Origin of the sequence: Thermococcus sp., assembly GCF_027052235.1 — an archaeon.
Classification (GTDB): domain Archaea; phylum Methanobacteriota_B; class Thermococci; order Thermococcales; family Thermococcaceae; genus Thermococcus.
This window is the reverse complement of sequence record NZ_JALUFF010000001.1, coordinates 1-21,531: the sequence shown is the minus strand read 5'-3', so window position 1 is coordinate 21,531 and position 21,531 is coordinate 1. Positions and strand designations below refer to the sequence as shown.

24 protein-coding genes and 2 tRNA genes are annotated in these 21,531 nt (G+C 54.7%); 12 read left to right on the top strand and 14 right to left on the bottom strand.

From position 1 onward, the window contains the following. Positions 1–89: 89 nt before the first annotated feature. The 3 genes from MVC73_RS00130 to MVC73_RS00120 all read left to right on the top strand — a co-directional run bounded on the left by MVC73_RS00130 (position 90) and on the right by MVC73_RS00120 (position 2,403). Complete coding sequence (locus MVC73_RS00130; protein ID WP_297505956.1) at positions 90–548, top strand: hypothetical protein; 459 nt, start codon at positions 90–92, stop codon at positions 546–548. Between the two features lie 80 nt (positions 549–628). Next, positions 629–1,978, top strand: a complete 1,350-nt coding sequence (glmM, locus tag MVC73_RS00125; protein WP_297505955.1) for a phosphoglucosamine mutase — start codon at positions 629–631, stop codon at positions 1,976–1,978. Positions 1,979–1,980: 2 nt separating this feature from the next. Next, positions 1,981–2,403, top strand: a complete 423-nt coding sequence (locus MVC73_RS00120) for an EamA family transporter (RefSeq protein ID WP_297505954.1) — start codon at positions 1,981–1,983, stop codon at positions 2,401–2,403. Here MVC73_RS00120 and MVC73_RS00115 read toward each other — a convergent pair whose 3' ends face one another. Beyond that, on the bottom strand, positions 2,404–3,336 hold the full coding sequence (locus MVC73_RS00115) for a dipeptidase (protein WP_297505953.1): 933 nt from the start codon (positions 3,334–3,336) through the stop codon (positions 2,404–2,406). Between the two features lie 58 nt (positions 3,337–3,394). Between MVC73_RS00115 and MVC73_RS00110 the strand changes: the two genes are divergently transcribed. The 4 genes from MVC73_RS00110 to MVC73_RS00095 all read left to right on the top strand — a co-directional run bounded on the left by MVC73_RS00110 (position 3,395) and on the right by MVC73_RS00095 (position 8,649). Next, positions 3,395–3,961: a DUF531 domain-containing protein gene (locus MVC73_RS00110; protein ID WP_297505952.1), complete on the top strand. Its 567-nt coding sequence runs from the start codon at positions 3,395–3,397 to the stop codon at positions 3,959–3,961. Beyond that, on the top strand, positions 3,925–4,425 hold the full coding sequence (locus MVC73_RS00105; protein ID WP_297505951.1) for a signal peptidase I: 501 nt from the start codon (positions 3,925–3,927) through the stop codon (positions 4,423–4,425). Before MVC73_RS00110 ends, MVC73_RS00105 begins: the two co-directional genes overlap by 37 nt. Positions 4,426–4,844: 419 nt before the next feature. Continuing rightward, the gene (locus MVC73_RS00100) at positions 4,845–6,857 is read left to right on the top strand and encodes a S8 family serine peptidase (protein WP_297505950.1); all 2,013 of its coding nucleotides are present in this window, start codon (positions 4,845–4,847) and stop codon (positions 6,855–6,857) included. A gap of 43 nt (positions 6,858–6,900) precedes the next feature. Next, positions 6,901–8,649, top strand: a complete 1,749-nt coding sequence (locus MVC73_RS00095) for a hypothetical protein (protein WP_297505958.1) — start codon at positions 6,901–6,903, stop codon at positions 8,647–8,649. On the opposite strand, the gene MVC73_RS00090 is transcribed toward MVC73_RS00095, so the two are convergent. Both MVC73_RS00090 and bpsA read right to left on the bottom strand, forming a co-directional pair. Beyond that, complete coding sequence (locus MVC73_RS00090; protein ID WP_297505949.1) at positions 8,630–8,986, bottom strand: hypothetical protein; 357 nt, start codon at positions 8,984–8,986, stop codon at positions 8,630–8,632. The genes MVC73_RS00095 and MVC73_RS00090 overlap by 20 nt on opposite strands. A gap of 321 nt (positions 8,987–9,307) precedes the next feature. Beyond that, the gene (gene bpsA, locus MVC73_RS00085; protein WP_297505948.1) at positions 9,308–10,363 is read right to left on the bottom strand and encodes a N(4)-bis(aminopropyl)spermidine synthase; all 1,056 of its coding nucleotides are present in this window, start codon (positions 10,361–10,363) and stop codon (positions 9,308–9,310) included. 105 nt (positions 10,364–10,468) lie between these two features. Between bpsA and MVC73_RS00080 the strand changes: the two genes are divergently transcribed. The 3 genes from MVC73_RS00080 (at position 10,469) to MVC73_RS00070 (ending at position 12,137) form a co-directional block, all read left to right on the top strand. Continuing rightward, the gene (locus MVC73_RS00080) at positions 10,469–11,209 is read left to right on the top strand and encodes an ATPase (RefSeq protein WP_297505947.1); all 741 of its coding nucleotides are present in this window, start codon (positions 10,469–10,471) and stop codon (positions 11,207–11,209) included. A 62-nt stretch (positions 11,210–11,271) separates the two neighbouring features. Beyond that, positions 11,272–11,805 carry a metal-sulfur cluster assembly factor gene (locus tag MVC73_RS00075; protein ID WP_297505946.1) on the top strand — a complete coding sequence of 178 codons (534 nt, stop codon included), beginning with the start codon at positions 11,272–11,274 and terminating at the stop codon, positions 11,803–11,805. Positions 11,806–11,933: 128 nt separating this feature from the next. Beyond that, complete coding sequence (locus tag MVC73_RS00070) at positions 11,934–12,137, top strand: ferredoxin (RefSeq protein WP_297505945.1); 204 nt, start codon at positions 11,934–11,936, stop codon at positions 12,135–12,137. A gap of 117 nt (positions 12,138–12,254) precedes the next feature. On the opposite strand, the gene MVC73_RS00065 is transcribed toward MVC73_RS00070, so the two are convergent. Both MVC73_RS00065 and MVC73_RS00060 read right to left on the bottom strand, forming a co-directional pair. Then, positions 12,255–13,427 (bottom strand): nicotinate phosphoribosyltransferase, encoded by a 1,173-nt coding sequence (locus MVC73_RS00065; protein WP_297505944.1) that lies wholly within the window; start codon positions 13,425–13,427, stop codon positions 12,255–12,257. A gap of 45 nt (positions 13,428–13,472) precedes the next feature. Then, positions 13,473–14,372, bottom strand: a complete 900-nt coding sequence (locus MVC73_RS00060; protein ID WP_297505943.1) for an MBL fold metallo-hydrolase — start codon at positions 14,370–14,372, stop codon at positions 13,473–13,475. A gap of 121 nt (positions 14,373–14,493) precedes the next feature. On the opposite strand from MVC73_RS00060, the gene MVC73_RS00055 reads away from it, so the two are divergent. Further along, a complete protein-coding gene (locus MVC73_RS00055; protein ID WP_297505942.1) occupies positions 14,494–14,961 on the top strand; it encodes a hypothetical protein in 468 nt (155 codons plus the stop codon). A gap of 15 nt (positions 14,962–14,976) precedes the next feature. On the opposite strand, the gene gltA is transcribed toward MVC73_RS00055, so the two are convergent. Beyond that, entirely contained in the window at positions 14,977–16,425 is a 1,449-nt protein-coding gene (gene gltA / locus MVC73_RS00050) for an NADPH-dependent glutamate synthase (RefSeq protein ID WP_297505941.1), read from the bottom strand. Further along, positions 16,426–17,274 carry a sulfide/dihydroorotate dehydrogenase-like FAD/NAD-binding protein gene (locus MVC73_RS00045; RefSeq protein WP_297505940.1) on the bottom strand — a complete coding sequence of 283 codons (849 nt, stop codon included), beginning with the start codon at positions 17,272–17,274 and terminating at the stop codon, positions 16,426–16,428. A gap of 193 nt (positions 17,275–17,467) precedes the next feature. Between MVC73_RS00045 and MVC73_RS00040 the strand changes: the two genes are divergently transcribed. Further along, positions 17,468–18,250, top strand: coding sequence for a 4-phosphopantoate--beta-alanine ligase (locus MVC73_RS00040; RefSeq protein ID WP_297505957.1), 783 nt, complete (start codon positions 17,468–17,470; stop codon positions 18,248–18,250). On the opposite strand, the gene MVC73_RS00035 is transcribed toward MVC73_RS00040, so the two are convergent. From MVC73_RS00035 to MVC73_RS00005, 7 genes are all read right to left on the bottom strand, one after another. Continuing rightward, a complete protein-coding gene (locus MVC73_RS00035) occupies positions 18,247–18,978 on the bottom strand; it encodes a helix-turn-helix domain-containing protein (RefSeq protein ID WP_297505939.1) in 732 nt (243 codons plus the stop codon). The genes MVC73_RS00040 and MVC73_RS00035 overlap by 4 nt on opposite strands. A gap of 142 nt (positions 18,979–19,120) precedes the next feature. Further along, a tRNA-Gly gene (locus tag MVC73_RS00030) sits at positions 19,121–19,198 on the bottom strand. Between the two features lie 10 nt (positions 19,199–19,208). Next, positions 19,209–19,285, bottom strand: a tRNA-Phe gene (locus MVC73_RS00025). Between the two features lie 67 nt (positions 19,286–19,352). After that, positions 19,353–20,072, bottom strand: a complete 720-nt coding sequence (gene queC, locus MVC73_RS00020) for a 7-cyano-7-deazaguanine synthase QueC (protein ID WP_297505938.1) — start codon at positions 20,070–20,072, stop codon at positions 19,353–19,355. Then, positions 20,069–20,479 (bottom strand): PIN domain-containing protein, encoded by a 411-nt coding sequence (locus tag MVC73_RS00015; protein ID WP_297505937.1) that lies wholly within the window; start codon positions 20,477–20,479, stop codon positions 20,069–20,071. Before MVC73_RS00015 ends, queC begins: the two co-directional genes overlap by 4 nt. Next, complete coding sequence (locus MVC73_RS00010) at positions 20,467–20,703, bottom strand: AbrB/MazE/SpoVT family DNA-binding domain-containing protein (RefSeq protein ID WP_297505936.1); 237 nt, start codon at positions 20,701–20,703, stop codon at positions 20,467–20,469. Before MVC73_RS00010 ends, MVC73_RS00015 begins: the two co-directional genes overlap by 13 nt. A gap of 49 nt (positions 20,704–20,752) precedes the next feature. Further along, positions 20,753–21,531, bottom strand: a 779-nt coding sequence (locus MVC73_RS00005; protein WP_297505935.1) for a dihydroorotate dehydrogenase, incomplete at its 5' end; no start/stop codon positions are given.

Here is a 21,531-nt window from a genome sequence, read left to right as displayed (position 1 = left end):
CCTCTCGGAGAGGCTCGGCGGGAAGGTTGTCCTCAGGGTTCTGAGCCCGAGCGGCGAGGAGATAGCGAGGTTCAGCTGAGGTGGAAGGAATGGAGAAGGTTCTCTACGTCGTTGGAAACCTTGACTATAGGAAGGGCTTTATGAGGGAGAGCAGGGCGAGCCTCGTGATAACCGATGAGAGGCTTATAGTTGCCTTTCTGACACCAGAGCTCGCCAAAAAGATGAAGAAAGAGGCCGGCGGGGGCATCGGAGGCTTCCTCAGAGGTGTTACCAAAGCCTACGGCCATTGGAACGAGTACTACGAGATGGAGCCGGATGAGATACTCGGCGAAAGCGAAGAGAACTTCGAGATACCGCTCCGTGAGGTCAGGGAAGTGAAGGTAAAGAGCGGTGACTCAGAATCGGGGAAGAGGGAGGAGCTTGAGGTCAAAGCCAAAAAGAACCACAAGTTTTACGCCGGTGATGGCACTATACGCGTTAGAGAGCTGAAGAAAGTCCTCGAAGGCCTCGGCGTCAAGGTCAAGGCCCCGCGCTTCAGTCTCTTCTGAGCCTTTCTCTTTTTCATTTAATGGAAAAGGTTATATCGCCTCTTCCAGACCACCGAACATAACTCTCACGGGGGGTCATCATGGGGAAGTACTTCGGGACGAGCGGCATCAGGGAGGTCGTCAACGAGAGATTAACACCTGAACTCGCTCTGCGCGTTGGAAAGGCCCTCGGCACTTACCTCGACGGCGGAACGGTCGTCGTAGGAAAGGACACCAGAACGAGCGGTGAGATGGTGAAGAGCGCCCTAATAAGCGGTTTGCTCAGCGCTGGCGTCGAGGTTATAGACATCGGGTTGGCCCCTACACCTCTGACGGGCTTCGCAATAAGACTCTACAAGGCCGATGCGGGTGTTACAATTACAGCGAGCCACAATCCTCCTGAATACAACGGGATAAAGGTATGGCAGCCCAACGGAATGGCCTACACACCGGGGATGGAGGCCGAGCTGGAGAAGATAATCGACTCCGGGAACTTCAGAAAAGCCCCCTGGAACGAAATCGGAACGGTAAGGAGGGCAGATCCAAAAAGGGAATACATCGAGAGGGCCCTTGATATGGTTCACCTCAAAAACTCCTACACCGTCGTTCTAGACGCCGGAAACGGTGCCGGGAGCGTTTTGTCTCCCTATCTCCAGCGCGAGCTCGGGAACAAAGTTATCAGCCTCAACTCCCACCCGAGCGGCTTCTTTGTCAGAGAGCTTGAACCGAACGCGAAGAGCCTCTCCGCTTTAGCGAGGACAGTTAAGGCGATGGGAGCAGATGTTGGAATAGCCCACGATGGCGATGCAGACAGGATCGGCGTTGTCGATGATCAGGGCAACTTCGTCGAGTACGAGGTCATGCTCTCGCTAATAGCGGGCTACACCCTCCGGAAGTTTGGGAAGGGGAAGGTGGTAACGACTGTTGATGCCGGCTTTGCTCTGGACGACTACGTTAGACCCCTCGGCGGGGAAGTGATAAGGACGCGCGTTGGAGATGTGGCCGTTGCTGATGAGCTGGCTAAAAACGGTGGGGTCTTCGGCGGCGAGCCGAGCGGGACGTGGATAATGCCCCAGTGGAACCTAACTCCCGATGGAATATTCGCCGGGGCTTTAGTCCTTGAGATGATAGACAGGCTCGGCCCGATAAGCGAATTGGCGAAGGAAGTCCCGCGCTACGTAACGTTGAGAGCAAAAATACCCTGCCCCAACGAGAAAAAAGCCAAAGCGATGGAGATCATAGCGAGGGAAGCCCTTCGGAGCTTCGACTACGAGAGGCTCATAGACATCGATGGGATCAGGATTGAAAACTCCGACTGGTGGATCCTCTTCAGGCCGAGCGGGACGGAGCCGATAATGAGGATAACCCTTGAGGCCCACACGGAGGAAAAAGCTAGAGAGCTGATGGAAAAGGCTGAGAGGCTGGTGAAGAGGGCCATAGCGGAGGCCTGAACGTGAAGGCTCCGGCTTACATCATCTACGCGATCCTCTCCGCTTTTTTCGCTGCCCTCGTCCCGATATTCGGAAAGCTTGGCTTGAGGGATGTTGACTCCACCGTGGCAACCGTGGTCAGGGCCTTCATAATGTTCGTATTTCTCCTCCTAGTTGCTCTCTCCACGGGTAAAACGAACACAACCGGCCTTGACTACCGTTCTCTGTTTCTGATAACCCTTTCCGGTCTCGCCGGAGCCCTTTCCTGGCTTTTCTACTTCATGGCCATAAAGAACGGAAGAACAACCGCCGTGATAGCGATAGACAAAACGAGCGTTGCCCTTGCGATAGTTCTGGCTTGGCTCGTCCTGAGGGAGGAAATGAACGCGAAGACGGCAGTCGGTGCACTTCTCATAGTGATCGGAGCCATCCTCGTTTCCCTGTGATCAGCCGATGACCCGCTCAAAGACCCGTTCGAAGTTCCCGAAGGTTATCGCCTCTACCTCCCTCTCGCTGAACCGCTCCTTCATTTTTCCCAGCAGGTCTGGTATCTTGGACTCGTCCTCGAAGCCCTCAACGCCCTTTCCACTCCAGCCCCGGAGGTAGTAGACGAAGTCGAACCCGAGGCCTACGTGCCTGTAGCCCATCAGGTCAACCATATATGAGATGTGCTCCACATATCTCTCCAGCGTCGGCCTCTTGCTGTCCACGAAGCCCGGTATAGCGACGGCCCCGACGACACCGTCGCGCTCGGCTATGGCCTTTAGTTGTTCATCCTTCAGGTTTCTGGGGTGGTCGCAGAGCTTCCTTGCGTTCGAGTGGGACGCTATCACCGGGAAGGAGGTAACGTCGAGGGCGTCCCAGAAGCCGGCTTCATTTATGTGGCTCAGGTCGAGAACTATACCGAGTTCCTCGGCCTTGCCAACTACCTCGACGCCGAAGTTGGTCAGACCGCCGTTTGTCCTCTCAAAGACGCCGTCGCCTATAGCGTTTCTCAGGCTCCAAGTTAGCGTCAGGACGCGGAGGCCGAGACGGTGGAAGACCTCAAGGAGATCGAGGCTCTCCCCGATTGGCTCACCACCCTCAAGGCCCAGCCAAAGGGCGACCCTTCCGCTTTCTATGACCCCTTTCATCTCATCAGTATTCCTCACCAGCTCGAAGCTATCGCTCTCTTCAACATCCTTAAGGAACTCGTTCAGAACCTCAAGGGCGTAGCGGGTCGCGTTGTTCCTCCTGTCAGGCCTTGTCCATATGGCCATTACCCTCGCTCCAATCCCGTTGAAGAACCTCTCAAAGTTCCCCTCAAGAACCCTCGTTTTACCCTCCCTTCTCTCGTCGTAGACGAAGGTCGGCAGGTCTGAATGTGCGTCGAATATCATGTGACCACCGGTGGACATAGGAAATAACCCTTATAAGGTCTCCCGAACTTCTTGGAGCGTGGCGACGCTGACCCTTGCACTCTACAACACCTATGATGTCAAAAGGCTCCACGAGGCACACCTGAGGGCGATAGCCCGTGCCGCTCCGCTGGCCTACGCCTACGGTTTTCACCTCGCCCTAGTGGGTTTTCCCCTTGAGGGCAAGCCCTCCGAGGTGGCCGAGGCGGTCGCTGAAAAGACGACGATAGGCGAGGGTGGGAGGTATCTAATTGAGCTTGCGCTCTCCAACAGGTTTCACCTCCTTGAATTTCCGAGGAAGGGCTTTCCTCCCCAGTTTGGAGTGCCCGTTGCAACGACGAGGAAACCTTCCGCTGAAAAGGAGATAACTCCCCTCCAGCTCGCGGAGGCCTTCTCTGGTGGGGAGAGCTTTCTCCTCCTCGTAGGCCTTGGGAGGCACGGACTCCCAAAGGAAACCTTTAAGTTGGCCAGATACCATATGGACATCACCGGGAAGAGGATGAGCCTTGAGACCTGCACGGCGATGGGGGCTATAGTCGCTAGAATATCAACGTATGTGGAGGCGCTAAAATGGAGGAGTGGCAGAAGGACGTTGCGTGGCTTCTGATAGCTTTGGTGGCGGTTTTTGCCTTCGAGGAGGGCCTGAAGTTCGCGCTCCATACCGATTCACCGCTCGTCATAGTGGTGAGTGGCTCGATGGAGCCCGTCTTCTACAGGGGAGACGTTGTCCTTCTCAAAGGGGTTACAAATCCCGATCAGATTAAGGTTGGGGACGTTGTTGTCTATAAGAGGCCCGGCTACGAATATCCGATAATTCACCGTGTCAGGTACATCTACACGGTGAAGCTCAACGGGGAGCCGGAGAAGTGCTTTGTAACTTGGGGAGACAACAATCCGGTTCCAGACCCGCCCTATCCAGGCCCCTATGGACTGCTTGAAGTGAGGTTGCCAAATGGTGTTCTTGCTGGCTGTGTCCCGGCTTACGCGGTTGAGGCAAAGTCCGAGCTGGTGTTTCCCAAGATAGGCCTGATACCCCTCTGGATACGCGAGGCCTTTGGCCTTAGGGGATGATGTGAGGGTAGGAGACTGAGAAATGATGAACTAATCGGCCCCTGACCCGACGTCCTTTGGGTCGAATAATCTTGCCAGGGAGGTCTTGAAGGGTCGGTGGTAATGCCGGAGGGAAGTGCTCTGAGTGCTATGCTAAGTGTTCGTGGGCCCTGATGCAACCTATTGTTTTTTCTCCAATTTGTCGTTATTCTTTTCACGCTATGTGAATTTTGTTATAATTTTGGTAAAATCCCAAGTTATTGTCATGCCCTTTCCAAAAATTGCAACATACCGGTTCATTTGTTAAAAATTATGTACTGCAAAGTTCAATAGGTTGCATTATATCTCTCATTGAGACATCCGAGCCGTAAAATTTATAACCGATGCACTGCATAATGCTAGGATGTCCAATGCCGGACATCTAAGCTGGAGGTGTTGAGATGAAAAGGTTTGCCATGGTTGTGTGGGCAGTCTTCCTCGTGGCAATAATGGCCGGGAGCGTCTTCGCCGCACCCGCCAAGCACGTGGAAGTCAAGAACGTTCACCAGGAGAAGACCTATGGTCTCTTAACTCCAGGCCTCTTCAAGAAGGTTCAGAGGATGAACTGGAACCAAGAGGTCAATACCATAATAATGTTCGACAACCAGTATGACAAGCAGAGGGCCATAAGGGTTCTCCGCATGCTCGGTGCCAAGGTCAAATACGACTACAACATTATCCCGGCCGTTGCGGTTAAGATTAAGGTCAGGAACCTGCTCATGATAGCGGGTCTGATAGACTCTGGCTTCTTCGGAAACGCCCAGGTTTCCGGAATAAAGTTCATCCAGGAAGACTACAAGGTTAAGGTCGCCGTTGACACCGAGGGTCTTGATGAATCGGCCGCCCAGGTCATGGCCACCAACATGTGGAACCTCGGCTACGACGGTTCCGGAATAACCATCGCCATAATTGACACCGGAATAGACGCCTCTCACCCCGACCTTCAGGGCAAGGTCATCGGCTGGAAGGACTTCGTGAACGGAAAGAGCACCCCCTATGATGACAACGGCCACGGAACCCACGTCGCCAGCATTGCAGCGGGAACCGGCGCGGCCAGCAACGGCAAGTACAAGGGCATGGCCCCTGGAGCAAAGCTCGTCGGCATAAAGGTTCTCAGCGGGGAGGGAAGTGGCAGTGTTTCTGACATCATAGCCGGTGTCGACTGGGCGGTTGAGAACAAGGACAAGTACGGGATAAGGGTCATCAACCTCTCCCTCGGCTCAAGCCAGAGCTCCGACGGAACCGACTCCCTCAGCCAGGCCGTTAACAACGCCTGGGACGCTGGAATAGTCGTCTGCGTTGCAGCAGGAAACAGCGGGCCCGACAAGTACACCATCGGCTCGCCGGCAGCTGCGAGCAAGGTCATAACCGTTGGCGCCGTCGACAAGAACGACGTCATAACCGACTTCTCCAGCAGGGGACCGACGGCTGACGGAAGACTCAAGCCCGAAGTTGTCGCTCCGGGCAACTGGATTATAGCCGCTCGTGCCAGCGGAACCCAGCTCACCGACGTTACCATCGGCGACTACTATGTCGCAGCCCCGGGAACTTCGATGGCAACCCCACACGTCGCTGGAATCTCTGCTCTCATCCTTCAGGCTCACCCCAACTGGACTCCCGACCAGGTCAAAAAGGCACTCATTGAGACTGCTGACATAGTCAAGCCCGATGAAATAGCGGACATCGCCTACGGTGCAGGTAGGGTTAACGCCTACAAGGCTGCGCACTACGACAGCTACGCCAAGCTCACCTTCACCGGCTACGTGGCCGATAAGGGCACCGAGACCCACCAGTTCACTATAAGCGGTGCCTCCTTCGTTACGGCTACGCTCTACTGGGACAACAGCAAGAGCGACCTCGACCTCTACCTCTACGACCCGAACGGCAACGAGGTCGACTACTCCTACACGGCCTACTACGGCTTCGAAAAGGTCGGCTATTACAACCCGACCGACGGGACGTGGACGATAAAGGTCGTCAGCTACAGCGGTTCGGCAAACTACCAGGTTGATGTGGTAAGCGACGGCTCGCTCGGCCAGCCCGGCAGCGGCAACAACGGTGGAAACAACGGTGGAAGTGAACCTGCACCACAGCCCAGCCCGCAGCCGACCGTCGACGAGAAGACCTTCACCGGGACGGTCAGCTACCACGACTACAACGTCCACCAGATGACTGTCAACAGCGGCGCCACCAAGATAACAGGCGACCTCAGCGGGAGCAGCTACGACGACCTTGACCTCTACCTCTACGACCCGAACCAGAACCTCGTCGACAGCTCCGAGAACTACGGCTCAAGCGAGCACGTCGAGTACGCTAACCCAGCTCCAGGAACCTGGTACTTCGTCGTCTACGCCTACGACACCTACTACTGGACGGCAAGCTATCAGCTTGACGTTAAGGTCTACTACGGGTGAAACCTTTTAACCCCCTCTTCTTTTCTCCCTTGAGGTGGTCGCGATGAGAAGGTTTCTCGCCCTAGGTGTTCTGATACTCATCGTTTTCTCATCTGCCTCCGTCTCCGCTAAAATCGAGCCCTACGTCTACTCACCGACGGTTCCCGATATCTCGTTCGCTGTTCTAGCCTTTTACAGGACCGGCGATTACGCGAGGGTTCTTGAGGGATGTGAGTGGCTCCTCCAGCTGAGGACGCCCTTTGACTCCTGGGGCTACGCCTACGGTGAGGAGCACGAGGCGAAGTACACTGCCATGGCGATGCTTGCCCTGATGAGGGGTGAAAACATCGCCCACGGGAGATACCTCGGGGTTCTAAACAACGCCGCGTACTGGCTCATCTACAAGCAGAAACCGGACGGCTCGTGGGAGGACTACACTGGGACGGCGCTGGCCCTTCTGGCCCTCAGGGAGTTCAGGAGGGGCTACGTCAATAAGAGCCTGAGTGGTTTTGGCAAGCAGGTTGATGAGGCAATAGCCCGGGCAACCGGGTGGCTTATGGGGACCAAACCCAAGAACGACATGGAAAGGATATTCGGCTACCTAGCTTTGGGGAAAAGGGAAGAGCTTGAAAAAATGAAGGTTGGCGGTGAGCTCATGGCTTACAGGGCCTTCGCACTCGCCTACCTCGGGGAGAAGGTCGAGCTGAGCGGGAACTTCACGAGCAACGTCGCCATAGCAATGGCCCTCTACGCCACCGGAAACGAGAACTACCGTGAGGAACTACTCAGGAGGGAGCACTTCGGTTTCTGGGGGAAGTTGCACTACCGCGTCCTTGACCTGCTGAGCGTCTCCAAGGTTAAGGGCTTTGAGGACCTCAGAGACATCGCCTGCCCCTATCTGGGGAAGATAAGGCCTGGGAATGACTGGGAAAAGGTCGTTCTGGCGGACTACTACCTGACGTGCGGTGAAAGGCCAGAGCTACCCGGGAACATCTCGTCCCTCCTTCCTTGGCAGGTGGCTGAAATAGCAAGGATTAAGGCCCTCCTAGGTGAGAACTACTCGGGTGAGGTCAACTACCTCCTCTCGAGAGGCAAGAATGGCGTCTGGAGGGACTTCTACAACACGGAATACGTTATCTGGGTCTTCAGGGGGCTCAACGTAAGCTACAACTACTCCCAGTCCATCGAATACCTCTCCAAGAACCTCACCTGGATGTTCGAGAAGGACCCGAGAACAGGCAACCCTCGGTACTACAACGTCCCCAGCTACTACTTCGCCTACGCGGTGATCGTTTTCAAGGAGTTTGGAATGGAGAGGGAACTCAACGAGACACTTGAAATACTCAGGGGGAGGCAATACGAAAACGGGGCGTTTCCGTACACGCAGGGCTCGGTGGCGGGGATAACATCGACTGCCAAGGTCGCCTGGGCCCTTCAGGAGGCCAATCTAACCGGGACTGAACTCTACAAAAAGGCCGTCTCATATCTCAGGAAGCTCCTCTACGCCGACATCCCCGAACCGCAGGAGGATGAGGGCTTCGCAGTGCTGAAGAACGCGACCTTTGTAATCGTAAAGGGCTCAAGTTACGCTGGCAACTCAACTGACCGGGTCAAGCTGGGCGGCATCGACGGCTACGTCGTGATATACCCGTCGAGGAACCCGCTTGCAATAGAGGCTTATCCCGTTGCGGGTTTCAGGGCGCTTCCCCCGAAGGAGGGTGGAGAGAAGGGCTACCTATATATCGGAATCGCGGTTATAGCCATCGCCCTGACGTTGGCCATCGTATTGAAGGTTAGAAAGCCCGGGAAGTGACGTTTGGCTTTTTCATCTTTTCAACCCTTTTCGCTACGAAATCCCTCAAAAACTTCCCGCTGAACTCAGTTTTTCTTCCTGCAAGGTAGGAACGGTAGATTTTCAGAGCATCCTCATCTCCAAGCTCTTCAAGCTTCCTCAGAACGTCTTCCTTTTTGAGACTTGAGCCGTGCAGAAAGGCGATGAGCCTCGCGGTCTCGCCCGCGAGAATGTGAAGCATCTTCCTGTTCCCTGAGAAGTGCTCAAGGTTTCTCAAAATCCCCTCCAGCCTTCTTGGAAGTATCTCACCAATTTCGTATTCTGGGAGAAGCCCGACTATCTCCTCGCCGATAACCACGAGGTGGTTCTCCCTGAAGTCAGATTGATAAACCGTCAGGAACTTGTACGGATAACAAGGTTGAGAGGGTCACGGAGGTTTGAGAGCCATTCCCAGGCGATGTCAATCTCAACGGCTTTGAGGCCTTTAGAGCACTCCTCAAGAATGGGCCTGAGTTTGGAGAGCACATCTTCTGGCTTCGCGCCCTCTTCGAGAACGACAAAGAAGTCAAGGTCGCTCGTTCCCGGAACGAAGTCTCTCTAACGAGAGAGCCGTAGAGAATTAGGGAATGAAGGCCGGGAACACGGCCGAGCTTCTGCCCGATGCAGGCAATAAGGGCCATCATGTGGTCGAGGCTTCCTCGTCGTTGTAAAGCTCGTCGCCGACGGTTATCCTCTCCTCGAAGCCCTTCGAGCCCTCAAGCGTCTGTATCCTGAACATGTAGCTCTTGTACCAGTTGTAGGTCGGCTTGACCTTAACCGGAAGGAGCTTCCACGCCCTAGTCTCCTCTTCATAACCCCAGTTGACGTACTCGTTGAAGTTCCTGATGATGTCGGTTATGACGACACCGAACTCGTTGAGGAGTAGCTTTTGAATCTCGCGCCACTTGTCAAGGGAGCTTTCTCTTCTAGTTATGCCGAAGTAGCCGGCGCAGCCGGGGCCCTTTAGAGTTGCTATCCCCCTTCCGACGAAGGCCCTTATAGCCTCGACCGTCTCGGGCGGGTCTGTGACGAAGGTGTCGAACTTGTGGAGGGCATAATCGGGGAGGGGTTCTCTCAGGTCGAAGGTGAACATTTCGATGTTCTCGTAGCCGAGCTCATCGGCAGTCTTCTCGATGAACTTCACAAGGCGCTCATCAATGTCAAGAACCGCTATCCTCTTCGGCAGGCCGGAGAGCATTAGTGCTACGCTGGTCAGGTCATCATCGCCGAGGACGAAGACCTCCTTGTTCTCAAGGTCACCCCTGCTGTGCATTAAAGCAACCCTCGCCACGGTGGTCTCGGGCGTAACGTAGGCCTGGTCGAAGTCGTGCTTCGGCTGTGGACGGTCCTTGACGATCTCCCTGAACTCCTCAAGGAGGTCTCTGAATGCTGAAAGCTCAACGGTCTTCCCCTGGCAGTGGGAGCAGGTGTAGTCCACCCTCGGTCCTATCCCGTACTTCTCCACGAGCTTTTTCCCGCTCTCAGTCAGGACGACCCTCGACCCCTCGAAGGCCACGTAGCCCATCTCGTGGAGGGCCGTTATGACCGCCACGACCAGCGGAAGTGGTTCTTCGCTGAGGTCAACGATGCGCCAGACGTCACCGCTCGCCTGTATCGCGCTCAGAACGTTCTCAATCGTTCTCTCGTAAACGGGGATGCTCGTCTTTTCCTTAACCCTCTCCACTATCTCCCTCATCTTAAGCACCTCCAGAAGCTTTAGCTTCGTGAGCGGGGTTAGGGCGGGCCTCTTTTAAGGTTTTCCCAGCGGTAGGTTTAAGAGTTGAGGACGGGATCCCCTTCGATGATAAGACAAGTTGGAGACGACTTCGTCAAGCGCTACCGCCTGAGGTACAACCTTGAGGCCCTTGAAAGGGTTAAGAAAGAAATCGGGGAGAGGGCTTACTCCCGCCTGAAAGCCTTGATAGGATACCGCCTGGCCGGAAAGGAATTCGACCGCTCTCCAAGTGGTGTTAAAGTGGCTTTGGCATTCTCGGCCGGCTCAGACAGCACGGCCTCGCTGAAAATCCTCCGCTGGGCGGGCTTTGAAGTTGTCCCCGTGACGGTTAAGCTCCCCCAGATGGATGAGAGAGTTTTGGAGAAGGCCAGAAAAGCGGGAGCTGTTTTCGTCGAGGTTCCCAACTATCTTGAGGTTATAACGGCCCAGATGGAGAAGGGCGCCCCAATATGCGGACGCTGTCATTCGATGGTGATGAAAGCTGTTGAGGACTACGCGAGGACTCGGGGGATAAGAATAGTAGCCTCGGGCGACCTTCTGAGTTCTGGCCTCATATCAATATACAAAAAAGGAGACCTTGTAATCCTCAACTTCCCTGCCTTCTTGGCCCTCGACAAGGCGGAGCTCGTAGGGGTCATCGGAGGGGGATATAAGTTGAGCTTTGGCTGTCCACTTCTCTGGGAGCTCTTCAGAAGGGCCCCATCGACAAAGAGGCTCTCGATACAGCGCGTCCTCAGGGAAACGAGGGCCAGGGCATTAACTCCGGAAATGGCGACTGAGTTAATAAGGGACATACTCTCGCGCTAGATACACATCTGTGGCCCAAAAGGTTTAAATGTGTATTCTGAAACCTTGAGCGGTGGTGAGTAATGGTAACGAAGGAAGATGTTGAGAAGGTCGTTAAGGAAGTAGTTGACGAGAAATTCATCCGCTCAATCGAGGTCGATGAGAATGGCAACGTCACGGTTACTCTCTCCAGGGACACCCCCGATATAGACAACGTCCTCATAAAACTCCACTCCGAGATCGGAAAGCTCGAAGGCGTTGGCATCATAACCATAAACCGCGAAAGGGAAACTAAGGAGACCGGCGAGAAGGTCGAGCTGACGAAGGAGCTAATCCTTGAGAAGCTCAAGGAGGTCATAGACCCGGAGATAGGCCTCGACGTGGTCAACCTCGGCCTAATCTACGACCTCCAGATAAGGCCCGACAACACCGTTTACGTAAAGATGACGATGACGACTCCCGGTTGCCCGCTGACGATGTGGATTCTAAGGGCAGTTGAAGACAAGATACTCGAAATCCCGGGCGTTAAGGACGCCGAAATAGAGCTCACCTTCGACCCGCCGTGGAGTCCGGACATGATAAGCCCGGAGTACAAGAAGAAACTTGGTCTCTACTGACCATCCTTGCCTTTTTCTGTTCCCTTCGGTCGTTCCCAGAGCGTTCCGCATGAATCCGTTCTAAACCATCGGTTTCCGGAACGAAAACTTTATATTCGTCCGGACTCACTTAAAGGCGGTGATGTCCCATGGCGTGGAAGGTTACGGTTGACCAGGACACCTGCATTGGTGACGCCATCTGTGCAAGCCTCTGCCCGGACGTTTTTGAGATGGGCGACGACGGAAAGGCCCACCCGATTGTGGAGGTTATCGAGGACGAGAACCTCTACAACTGTGCCACCGAGGCTATGGAGGCCTGCCCAGTTAGCGCTATTACCGTTGAGGAGGCCTGATGCCTCTCCTTTTTCCTTCTCCTTGACTGTGTGCTCTTCTAAGTGCTTGCATCATGTTTACAGACTGCATCAGCCTGTTTTTGGGTTTGACAAGAAACGAAAAAGGCAGAAAAGAAATTAATCGAGCGTTAAATTGAACTTCTTTGCCTGCTCCAGGACGTACTCCCTTATCTCCCTCGCCTTCGGAAGCTCAGCGACTATCTCGCCGTTTTCTATGAGTGGTTTGAGGAGGGGCTCAACCTTCGCCCCGCAGACCGGGCACTTTTCGAGCTTTTTGTCGGCCGGAACGCGGTGGTAGTGGCCGTTCTCGCAGCGGTATATCTGCTTCCTCCCGCTGAGCTTTCCGCGCTTCGTGATGGGCTTGCCCTCAACCTCCACTATGTCGAGGGAGAAGTCCACTGGTTTTGCGCTCGCTATGGCCGAGCCAACTCCGAAGGCATCCGCAACGTCCGCTATTTTTGCAATGCTCTCCTCGTTTAAACCTCCCGAGACAAAGATTTTGACCCAGTCGTAGCCCCTAAGGTCGAGCTCCCAGCGGACTTCTTCAATGATCCTCCTGAAGTCCCCTCTCCTTGAGCCCGGCGTGTCCAGCCTTACCGCGTTAAGCCTCTTGCCGAGGGCCTCAGCTGCCATTAAAGCCTCGAACTTCTCGTCGCAGAGGGTGTCAACCAAGGCCGTCCTAGGAACTTCGGGCTCAACGACCTCGTCGAAGTACTTCCAGGCCTTTACCTGATCGCCAACGGTCAGGATTAAAGCGTGTGGCATCGTTCCAACGGGCTTTTCGCCCATCATCTCCGCTCCGAGAACTCCGGAGACGCCATCGCAACCGCCTATAAAGGCCGAGCGGTCTATCATCGGAGCTATAGCTGGATGCATGTGCCTTATGCCGAAGGAGTAAACCGGCTTGAAGTTCGCCGCTATTTTAATCCTCAATGCCGCGGTGGCTATCCCGCTCGCCTGGCTGAGCATTCCGAGTAAGGCCGTCTCGTATATGCCAAAGTCGTCGTAGTAGCCCTCTATCTGGAGAACCGGCTCGTAGGGGTGGAAGATTGTGCCTTCAGGCATCGCGTAAATGTTAACCGGCATGCCCTCGAATAGCTTCGCGACCTCCTCTATTCCAGCCAAAATCCCCCACTTCCAGCCGTTTGGAAGGGAAGTCGTTGTTACGTCGGCGAAGACCTTCTTCCGTATCCCCTTCTCCCTCAGGATTTTTCTTGTCCTGATGAAGTAAACGTCGGTAGTCTTTCCAGCCCTTATATCCTCCTCGTGGGCGATGTAGAAGTCCCTCATCTAAATCACCGTTTTGAATACGTAAAGAGAGTTTAAGGCTTTTCCTCAGAGGGAGAAGGGAAGCTCTGCCTTTTCTCCCCTCTCGATTTTGTGCAGTTCTCTCCTGTAGGCCTCAAGCGGCTTATCCTCGACCTTAAGAAAACCAGCGAAGGTTTTGGGTCTCTTTTCAAGCTCGTTAAAGAACTCGGGGTAGCGTTTGTCCCTGACTATGTGGTGGTCGAGGATTACTTCAGCGTTCGTCTCGCGGATTATCTCGTTGAGGTTTTTGATTCCAGTTTCCCAGCTGCCCTCGGCGCGCTTTCCGAGATAGGTCGGCGGTCCGCCGGTTATAAGCAGGTCGGGGTTTTTAGCGACTATCCACTCAACGGCTTTCCTGTTCAACAGCTGGATGTCGCTGGCGTGGATTACCCTTTTGGAGCCCTCGTCAATTAGAACCATAACAACAAACCCGAGCTTTGAGCCCTCACTCCCGTGTGGAACCGCCGGCGAGAACTCAAGCCTAACCCCGCCGAGGTCGAAGGTTCTCCCATCGGCGAACTCAATCTTTTCTGCTATCGGTTCGACGTTTTTCAGGAAGGCCCACGCCCTCTTCCTCTGGCTGAAGTTTATGTTCTCCCGCGGGTGCTTGATGAAGAGAAGCTTTCCAGCGTAGATTTCCCTCGCAAAGGCCTCGCTTGAACTCTCATACAGGCCCTCGAAGAAGGGCGTGTGGTGGTCGTAGTGGTAGTGGGAGATCGTCACAACATCGGCCCTTCTGGCATAACCCTGGAGCTTCTTCCTCATCTGCTGAAGGGTTTCCAGCTCGACTTTCGCCGGTGGGAGGCCGTAGCGCTTCGGTCCAAGGGCGACGCCGGGATCGATGAGGATTTTTAGTCCGGAAGCTTCGACGAAAGTGGCTAAGCTCCTCACGCCCAAACTTTCGGAGGCGAGGGGGATGATGCGCATTTTATCACCGATGGATGTTGGGCTAAGGTTTAATAAGCCCTCTCCATAAGTGAAAGCTAACCGATGATGAGTGTCATCCCTCCTGAGAGATGATGACATTATCCCCACCTGAGGTGGTTCGATGCTGGGGTTTCTGAGAAGGAAGAAGGAGAAGCACGGCCCCTTCGTTTATCTCAGCGAGCCGACTTTCCTCTACCACACCAGAACGGAGAAGGCGATAGTGGATATTATCAGGGAAAAGCTCAACACTGACAACATCCTCGTGCCCTCTAAATACGGTCTAAGGGACACGAGCTACAGGATTAAAGAGGCCGAATACCTCGTCGCGGTTGCACCGCTCGGCAAGTTCACCTCTCTCGTCGGCAGGGAGGTAAAGATAGCCCAAGAGCTCGGCGTTAAGGTCTTCACACTCATCATCGCCAGAGAAGGGGACGAGCTCGTTTACCTCTGGGTCGAAGGCGTTCCGGAGGAAATCGAGTGGCTCTCGCCAGAGGAGACCGAGGAGTTCATGAAGACCTTCCTCAACAGGGAATTCATGGATTACCTGAAGAACGCCCTTCTATTCGGCTCAAGGAGAAGGGAATGGTAGTAAAAAAGTAAAAGTTCAGGCGTTGGCTTTCCTCTTTCTCTCTATGTAGTCGCATATTGCCTTTGCTGCCTTCTTTCCGTCTCCCATCGCTAAGATAACGGTTGCCTCTCCCCTAATCGCGTCACCGCCCGCAAAGACACCGGGAATACTCGTCATCAGGTTCTCGTCAACGACGAGGGTTCCGTCCGGGTTCGTCTTCAGGCCCGGGGTTTCGGCTATTATCCTGTTGGGTTCGAGGCCTATCGCTATGATCACCGTATCTGCAGGTAGCGTTACGTACTCGCCGGTTCCGGCTATCTTCCTCTTTCCGCGCTTGTCGCGCTCCTCAAGCGGGCGCATCTTTTCAAACTTCACGGCCTTGACTCTGCCGTTCTCGTCGCCTATGAACTCGACCGGCTGGAGGAAGAACTCGAACTTTACACCCTCCTCCTCGGCGTGCTTTATCTCCTCGATACGTGCGCTCATGTCCTCCCTGCCACGGCGGTAGGCTATTGTAACCTCGGCACTCAGCCTCAGAGCGGAGCGGGCCGCGTCCATAGCCGTGTTTCCGGCGCCGATGACTATGACCTTCTTCCCTATCGCTATGGGAGTGTCGTACTCCGGGAACTCGTAGGCCTTCATGAGGTTTACCCTCGTGAGGAACTCGTTCGCGCTGTAAATTCTCCCGAGGAGTATTCCCGGGATGTTGAGGAGCTTCGGCGTTCCCGCGCCGGTTCCTATGAAGACCGCATCGTACTCCTTCAATAGCTCGTCGATCGTAACCGTTCTCCCGACGACGTGGTCGGTGAGTATTCTCACTCCGAGCTTCCTCAGCTTGTCGAGTTCCTTCTCAAGTATCTCCTTTGGCAGTCTGAACTCTGGAATACCGTAGGCTAAAACTCCGCCGGGCTTGTGGAGGGCCTCGTAGATGGTAACATCATATCCCAGCTTCGCCAGCTCGCCAGCGGCGGTGAGTCCAGCGGGTCCAGCTCCGACGACAGCCACCTTCCCTTTCCCGCAGAGGGGTGGCCTCATCTCCTCCAGCAGTTCGTCCTCTATGCCGTGCTCCCTAGCGTAGTCCGCCACAAACCTCTCAAGCTTTCCGATGTCTATGACGTCCCCGACCTTGCCCATGACGCAGTCCTTCTCACACTGGTCTTCCTGCGGGCAGACCCTGCCCGTTATTGCCGGAAGGGTGTTGTCAGCCCAGATTACCCTCAGGGCTTCCTTTACTGCTTTGTCCGGGTTGTCGCGGTATTCTACGAGCTTGCCTATGAAGCCCGGAATGTTGATGTGAACGGGACAGCCCTTAATGCACGGAGCGTACTCGGGTGGACACTGAAGGCACCTCTCAGCCTCTTTCACGGCAAGCTCAAAAGTATAACCAAGGTTAACCTCGCCGAAGTCCTTAATGCGCTCCTCCACCGGCCTTTCGGGCGTTGGGACTCTCTCCTTGATGAGCTTCGGCTTCTTCCTTCTCGCCATTCAGATCACCCCCTTCGCCCTGAGTTCTGCCAGATAGCGCTCCTTTGCGAGCCTCTCCTGCTCCACGAAGCGGGAGTTCCTCCTGATGACGTCCTCCCAGTCTACCTTGTGGGCGTTGAACATCGGGCCGTCCCTGCAGGCGAACTTTATCTGGCCGTCGTAGAGTATCCTGCACGAACCGCACATGCCGGTTCCGTCGACCATTATCTGCCTCACGGTGGTTATCGTCGGTATTCCGTAGGGCCTCGTGAGCTCTGCCAGCTTTGCTAGAGAACCGAGCTTCCCGCCTGCGAAGATTATGTCGACTTTGTCTTTCTCGATGAGCTCCTTCACGACGTCGAGGTAGTGTCCCTTCCTCCCGACGCTCCCGTCATCTGTGGTTATGTAGTGCTCATCTGCAACGGACTTAGCGAGGAACTCCTCCGGATAGACGTTCTGCTTGTTCTCAAAGCTCTGTATCGATATCGTGTAGTTTCCCGCTTCCTTCATGGCCTTCAGCGTGGCATAGTTTTCGGCCTGCCCGCAGACTGCATCTGAGGCGAAGACGACGTTGCCGTAGTACTTCACTTTTATCGGCTTCCCTAGGGGGCCCACCACGCTGTAGAGCTCGTCTCCGACGTTGAACTCGTAGTAGAGCTGTAAGCTCGTCTTACCGAGCTTCCTGATGAACATTCCAACCCTTCCTTCCTCGGCCCTGTAAACGGACATAGGAACCCTCTCGCCCCTCTCGTGGAGTATGAAGACGACGAACTGGCCGGGCTTCCATGCTTTCGCCACGTGGGGTGCCTCGACCTCTACGAAGTAATCAATCGGGCTTAAATCCCGCTTTGCCGTGATCTTATATCCCATAGTGCACCACCCTGTTCACGTGATCAGGCATATTCATTCCCAGTTTTGGGTAAAGCTCTTATACGGGTTTCTTAAACCAAAGGTTTAGAACCTTCGCGGGGCCGAAAAAAGCCTTTGGCGGGCTTTTTCAAAGGCCGGTTCTCCCTTTGGGAAGCTTTTTAGGCACTGCAACGAACTTCTCCCGGTGGTTGAGATGGTGAAGATACCCAAGAGCCACCCGCGCTACTGGAGCCTCTACTACAGGGAGAAGATTATCGAGGGGATGGAGAAAGGCATGACCGCTAAAGCCGGCCTCATAGCCCACGGTCGGGGTGAGGCCTTCGACTACCTCATCGGCGAGAGGACGATAGAGCCCGCTGAACGGGCCATGAAAGCTGCGGTGGCAAAGTTCCTCCTTGCAAAGCATCCGGTCATCTCCGTCAACGGCAACGTCGCCGCCCTCGTCCCGAAGAAGACGATAGAGCTGGCGAAAGCCCTCAACGCAAAGCTTGAGATAAACCTCTTTTACAGAACGGAGGAGAGGGTTAAGGCTATAGCTGAAGAGCTCAGGAAGTACGACCCCGAAATCGAGATACTCGGCATAAACCCGACGAAGAGGATTCCGGGTTTGGAGCACGAGCGCGGAAAGGTGGATGAGAGAGGCATCTGGAGGGCTGACGTCGTTTTAGTTCCTCTTGAGGATGGCGACAGGACGGAAGCACTCGTAAGGATGGGCAAGTTCGTTGTTACGGTTGACCTCAACCCGCTTTCGAGAAGCGCCAGAATGGCCGACATAACCGTAGTGGACAACATCGTTAGAGCCTACCCGAGGATGGTCGAGCTTACCGGGGAAATGAAGAACCTCCCGCGGGAGGAGCTTGAGAGAATAGTGGAAGAATACGACAACGGGAAAACCCTGAGCGACGTTTTAGTCCACATAAGGGACAGGCTCACCGAGCTTGCCAAGGAAGGGATCTGGAGGAGGAAGGAGCTCTAGAGCTCCCTCTCGGTTTTTTCGACGAGCTTTCTGAGGCCCGCTATCAGCTCGTTCTCGTCCCTTGCCTTTGAAACCACCAGCGGGACCCTTTCGCGCTCTGCCAGCTTGACGGCCAAGGTGTCGAGCTTTTTGACACCGTGGAGGACTATTACAGCTGGCTTAAGCCCTTGGACGCGGACCGCTATCATCGGACTCCTCCCCGTTGAGACCTTCGTGAAGACGAGGGCCCTCTCAGTTGTCCAGCCGTAGAGCTTGAGGAACTCCTCGCTGCTCATCTCAAGGATGGCCCTTATGCTGTCGACGACGGTGTAGCCATATATCCTCCTGTCGAGGAGGTGGGGGTTGGCAACTACTTCACCTTTCACGGCCTTAACGACGTCCGCTATCGTGACCGGCAGGGAGAACTCCCTGATGTCGAGTATCGCATCGGTCGGAAGCTCTCCTTCAATCGTCTTGCTGAAGGCCTTGATGACGTTTCCGCCTCGCTTCTCGTCTATCTCAAGGAGGGCCTCCACGAACTTCCTTATAGTCGACGCCCCGGGGCTCTTTCTCCTCCCGCCTTCGTAGTCGCTTATGACCGAGGAAGAAACTCCGAGGTGCTCGGCCAGTTCGGTCTGACTTATCCCGAATATCTCGCGCCACTTCCTCATCGTCTTTCCCGGATCAGAAGAGAGCGTTATTTCGCCCGCTATTCTCTTGGCAAGGGCCTCTTTTTCCTTCTCCAGCATGGGAGATAGTACTCCGGGAATGTTATAAGCCTTTCGGCAATTGCCTAATATCTTTTGGAAAATGCTGACACCTCCCTGGGAGCGGGAAGAGACGAAGGGGTTCAACAGGGGGCAATGAACATTCAGAAGGGTTAGAGAAGTTTGGTGCGGTGGCCGGGATTTGAACCCGGGTCACCGGCTTGGAAGGCCGGTGTCCTAGACCAGGCTAGACTACCACCGCATCACAAAAGTGGTGGGGCGAGGGGGATTTGAACCCCCGACACCCGGATCTTCAGTCCGGCGCTCTCCCAGGCTGAGCTACCGCCCCACGTCCAAAGATAGAAGGCTGGAGCAGATTTATAAATCTTGCGGTGCTGAATGGCCAGAGCTGGACATCAGATTTTTGGCTCCACTGCGTAGACCGTCCTGTCCTCGCCTATGCCCTCGATAAGACCGCGGTGCCTCCTCACGCAGCTCTCGCATTCTCCACAGTGTATCGGCTTCCCGTCCTCGGTGAATCCCTTCGGCATGTAGCAGGAGTTGGAGTACTCGTACTTTGCGTTTAACTCTTTCAAGAGCTTTGCTATCCCCTTCTTGTCGAGGTTGATGAGAGGAGCCACAACCCTGACCTCGCTCAGCGTCCCGTAGCGGAGCATCTCGTTCATCTTCTCCACGAACTCCGGTGTGTTATCCGGGAAAGTTGCTCCTTCCTCGGCGTTGAAGCCCACTATTATGTCCCCGCCACCAAGGGCATCCAAAAGTGAAGCTGCTACCGCTATTAAAACCACGTTGCGCGCTGGAACCCAGACGCTCTTGGCGGTCTCCTGGGCAAAGCTCATGTCTTCGAGTTCTTTCCCAGTAACCTTCGGCGTCTCCCCGCCGACTAGTGTCGTTCCTCTCAGTTTGGAAAACTCCTCAAGGAAGTCCAGCCTTATTATCTTCAGCGGGACATTGAGTTCCTTCGAGAAGAACTCCGCAACCCTGTTCGTAACGCGCTCCTCGTTGCTGCCGTAGTTGACGGTGAGCATTATCACCTCGTCGTAGTTCCCCTTCGCCCAGTAGAGGCAGGCCGTGCTGTCCAGCCCACCGGAGAACAAAACCACCGCGCGCTTCATTCAACCACCTCCGGGAGCAGTTTAATCCCAAGTTTTCCGGCACGGTTTCTAAGCTTTTTGTCGTAGGTTGCGAGGGTCCCAATTTCCTTGGCTATCGCGAGGATCACGGAGTCGTTGTAATGTTTTAAACCGAGGTTTCCGAAAAGCTCAAAGGCCGGAAGTAGGTACCTTCTGTCATCGACGAGGCTAACCTTCTCGTTTAAAAGGATCCTTGTCAGGGTTTTCTCCCCTTCCTTGGGTGCAACCCCTGCCACTGCCAGATTCCATACGAACTCATAAACGACAACCACTGGCAGAACTACCCTGTCCAGTGAGTTTATCAGTCCCCTTGCCTCCCCATACCTCTCTGAACTGCGGTTGATAGAGTAAATGAGGACGTTTGTATCAACGACCGCTACTCTTCCCATCTGGATGCCTCCGCAAGGGCTTTCCTGGAGTTCTCCTCGATTTCTTCGGGCGTGAAGTCCCTTCCAAGGTCAAGGCTCGGCCACTCCATTTCGGCTTTTTTGATGACTATCTCGTCTCCCCTAAGCTCTACACTCAGGTATTCGCCCTCCTTTATGCCGAGGGCCTTCCTTATCTCGGCGGGAATTGTTATCTGGTAGTTGCGGGTAACCTTCGTGATCGGCATAGTAGTTCACCATAGTATAGTAGGATTTTCTACTAGATAACCCTTTCGCTCACTCGAGGGCAAGGCCAACGATGTCTTTAACGCTCGAAAAGCCCTCGCTTTCGAGATACCTCTCAATTCCCTCGCTTATCTCCCTGAAAACCTTCCAGCCGCGAAGCGAGACGGCAGTGCCTATCTGCAAAGCCGAAGCTCCAGCGAGGAGGAACTCGACGGCATCTTGCCACGTCGTTATGCCCCCGATGCCTATAACCGGGATTTCAAGGGTTCTCGCGAGGTCGTAAACGGTTCTCAGAGCGACGGGCTTAACCCCCGGCCCGGAGTAGCCCCCAACCTTGTTGCTCAGTATTGGCCTTCTCGCGTAGATGTCGATGGCTATCGCCTTCAGTGTGTTTATCGCCGAGACCGCATCTGCTCCAGCCCTTTCAGCTGCCAAACCGAGCTTCGTTATGTCATCGGTGTTCGGGGTTAGCTTTGCTATAACTGGCTTATCGGTGGCGTCCTTGACTGCTTTAACCACATCATACACGTTCTCCGGCTTCTGGCCGATCTCCATGCCGTAGCCCTTCGCGTGGGGACAGCTGAGGTTCAGCTCGAAGGCGTCTCCAACGTCGCTCAGCTTTTCAGCGAGAAAGGCGAACTCCTCAGGTGTTCCTCCGAAGATGGAAACGATGAGCGGAAAGTCGAAGGTGTAGCCCTCGACCATCTCAAGAAAGCCTTTCCAACCGGGATTTGGCAGTCCCATCGCGTTTATCAGGCCGTAGGGGAGCTCCACTATCGTTGGGTTGTCGTAGCCCTTCCTCGGCTCGATTCCGATGGACTTCGTAACGA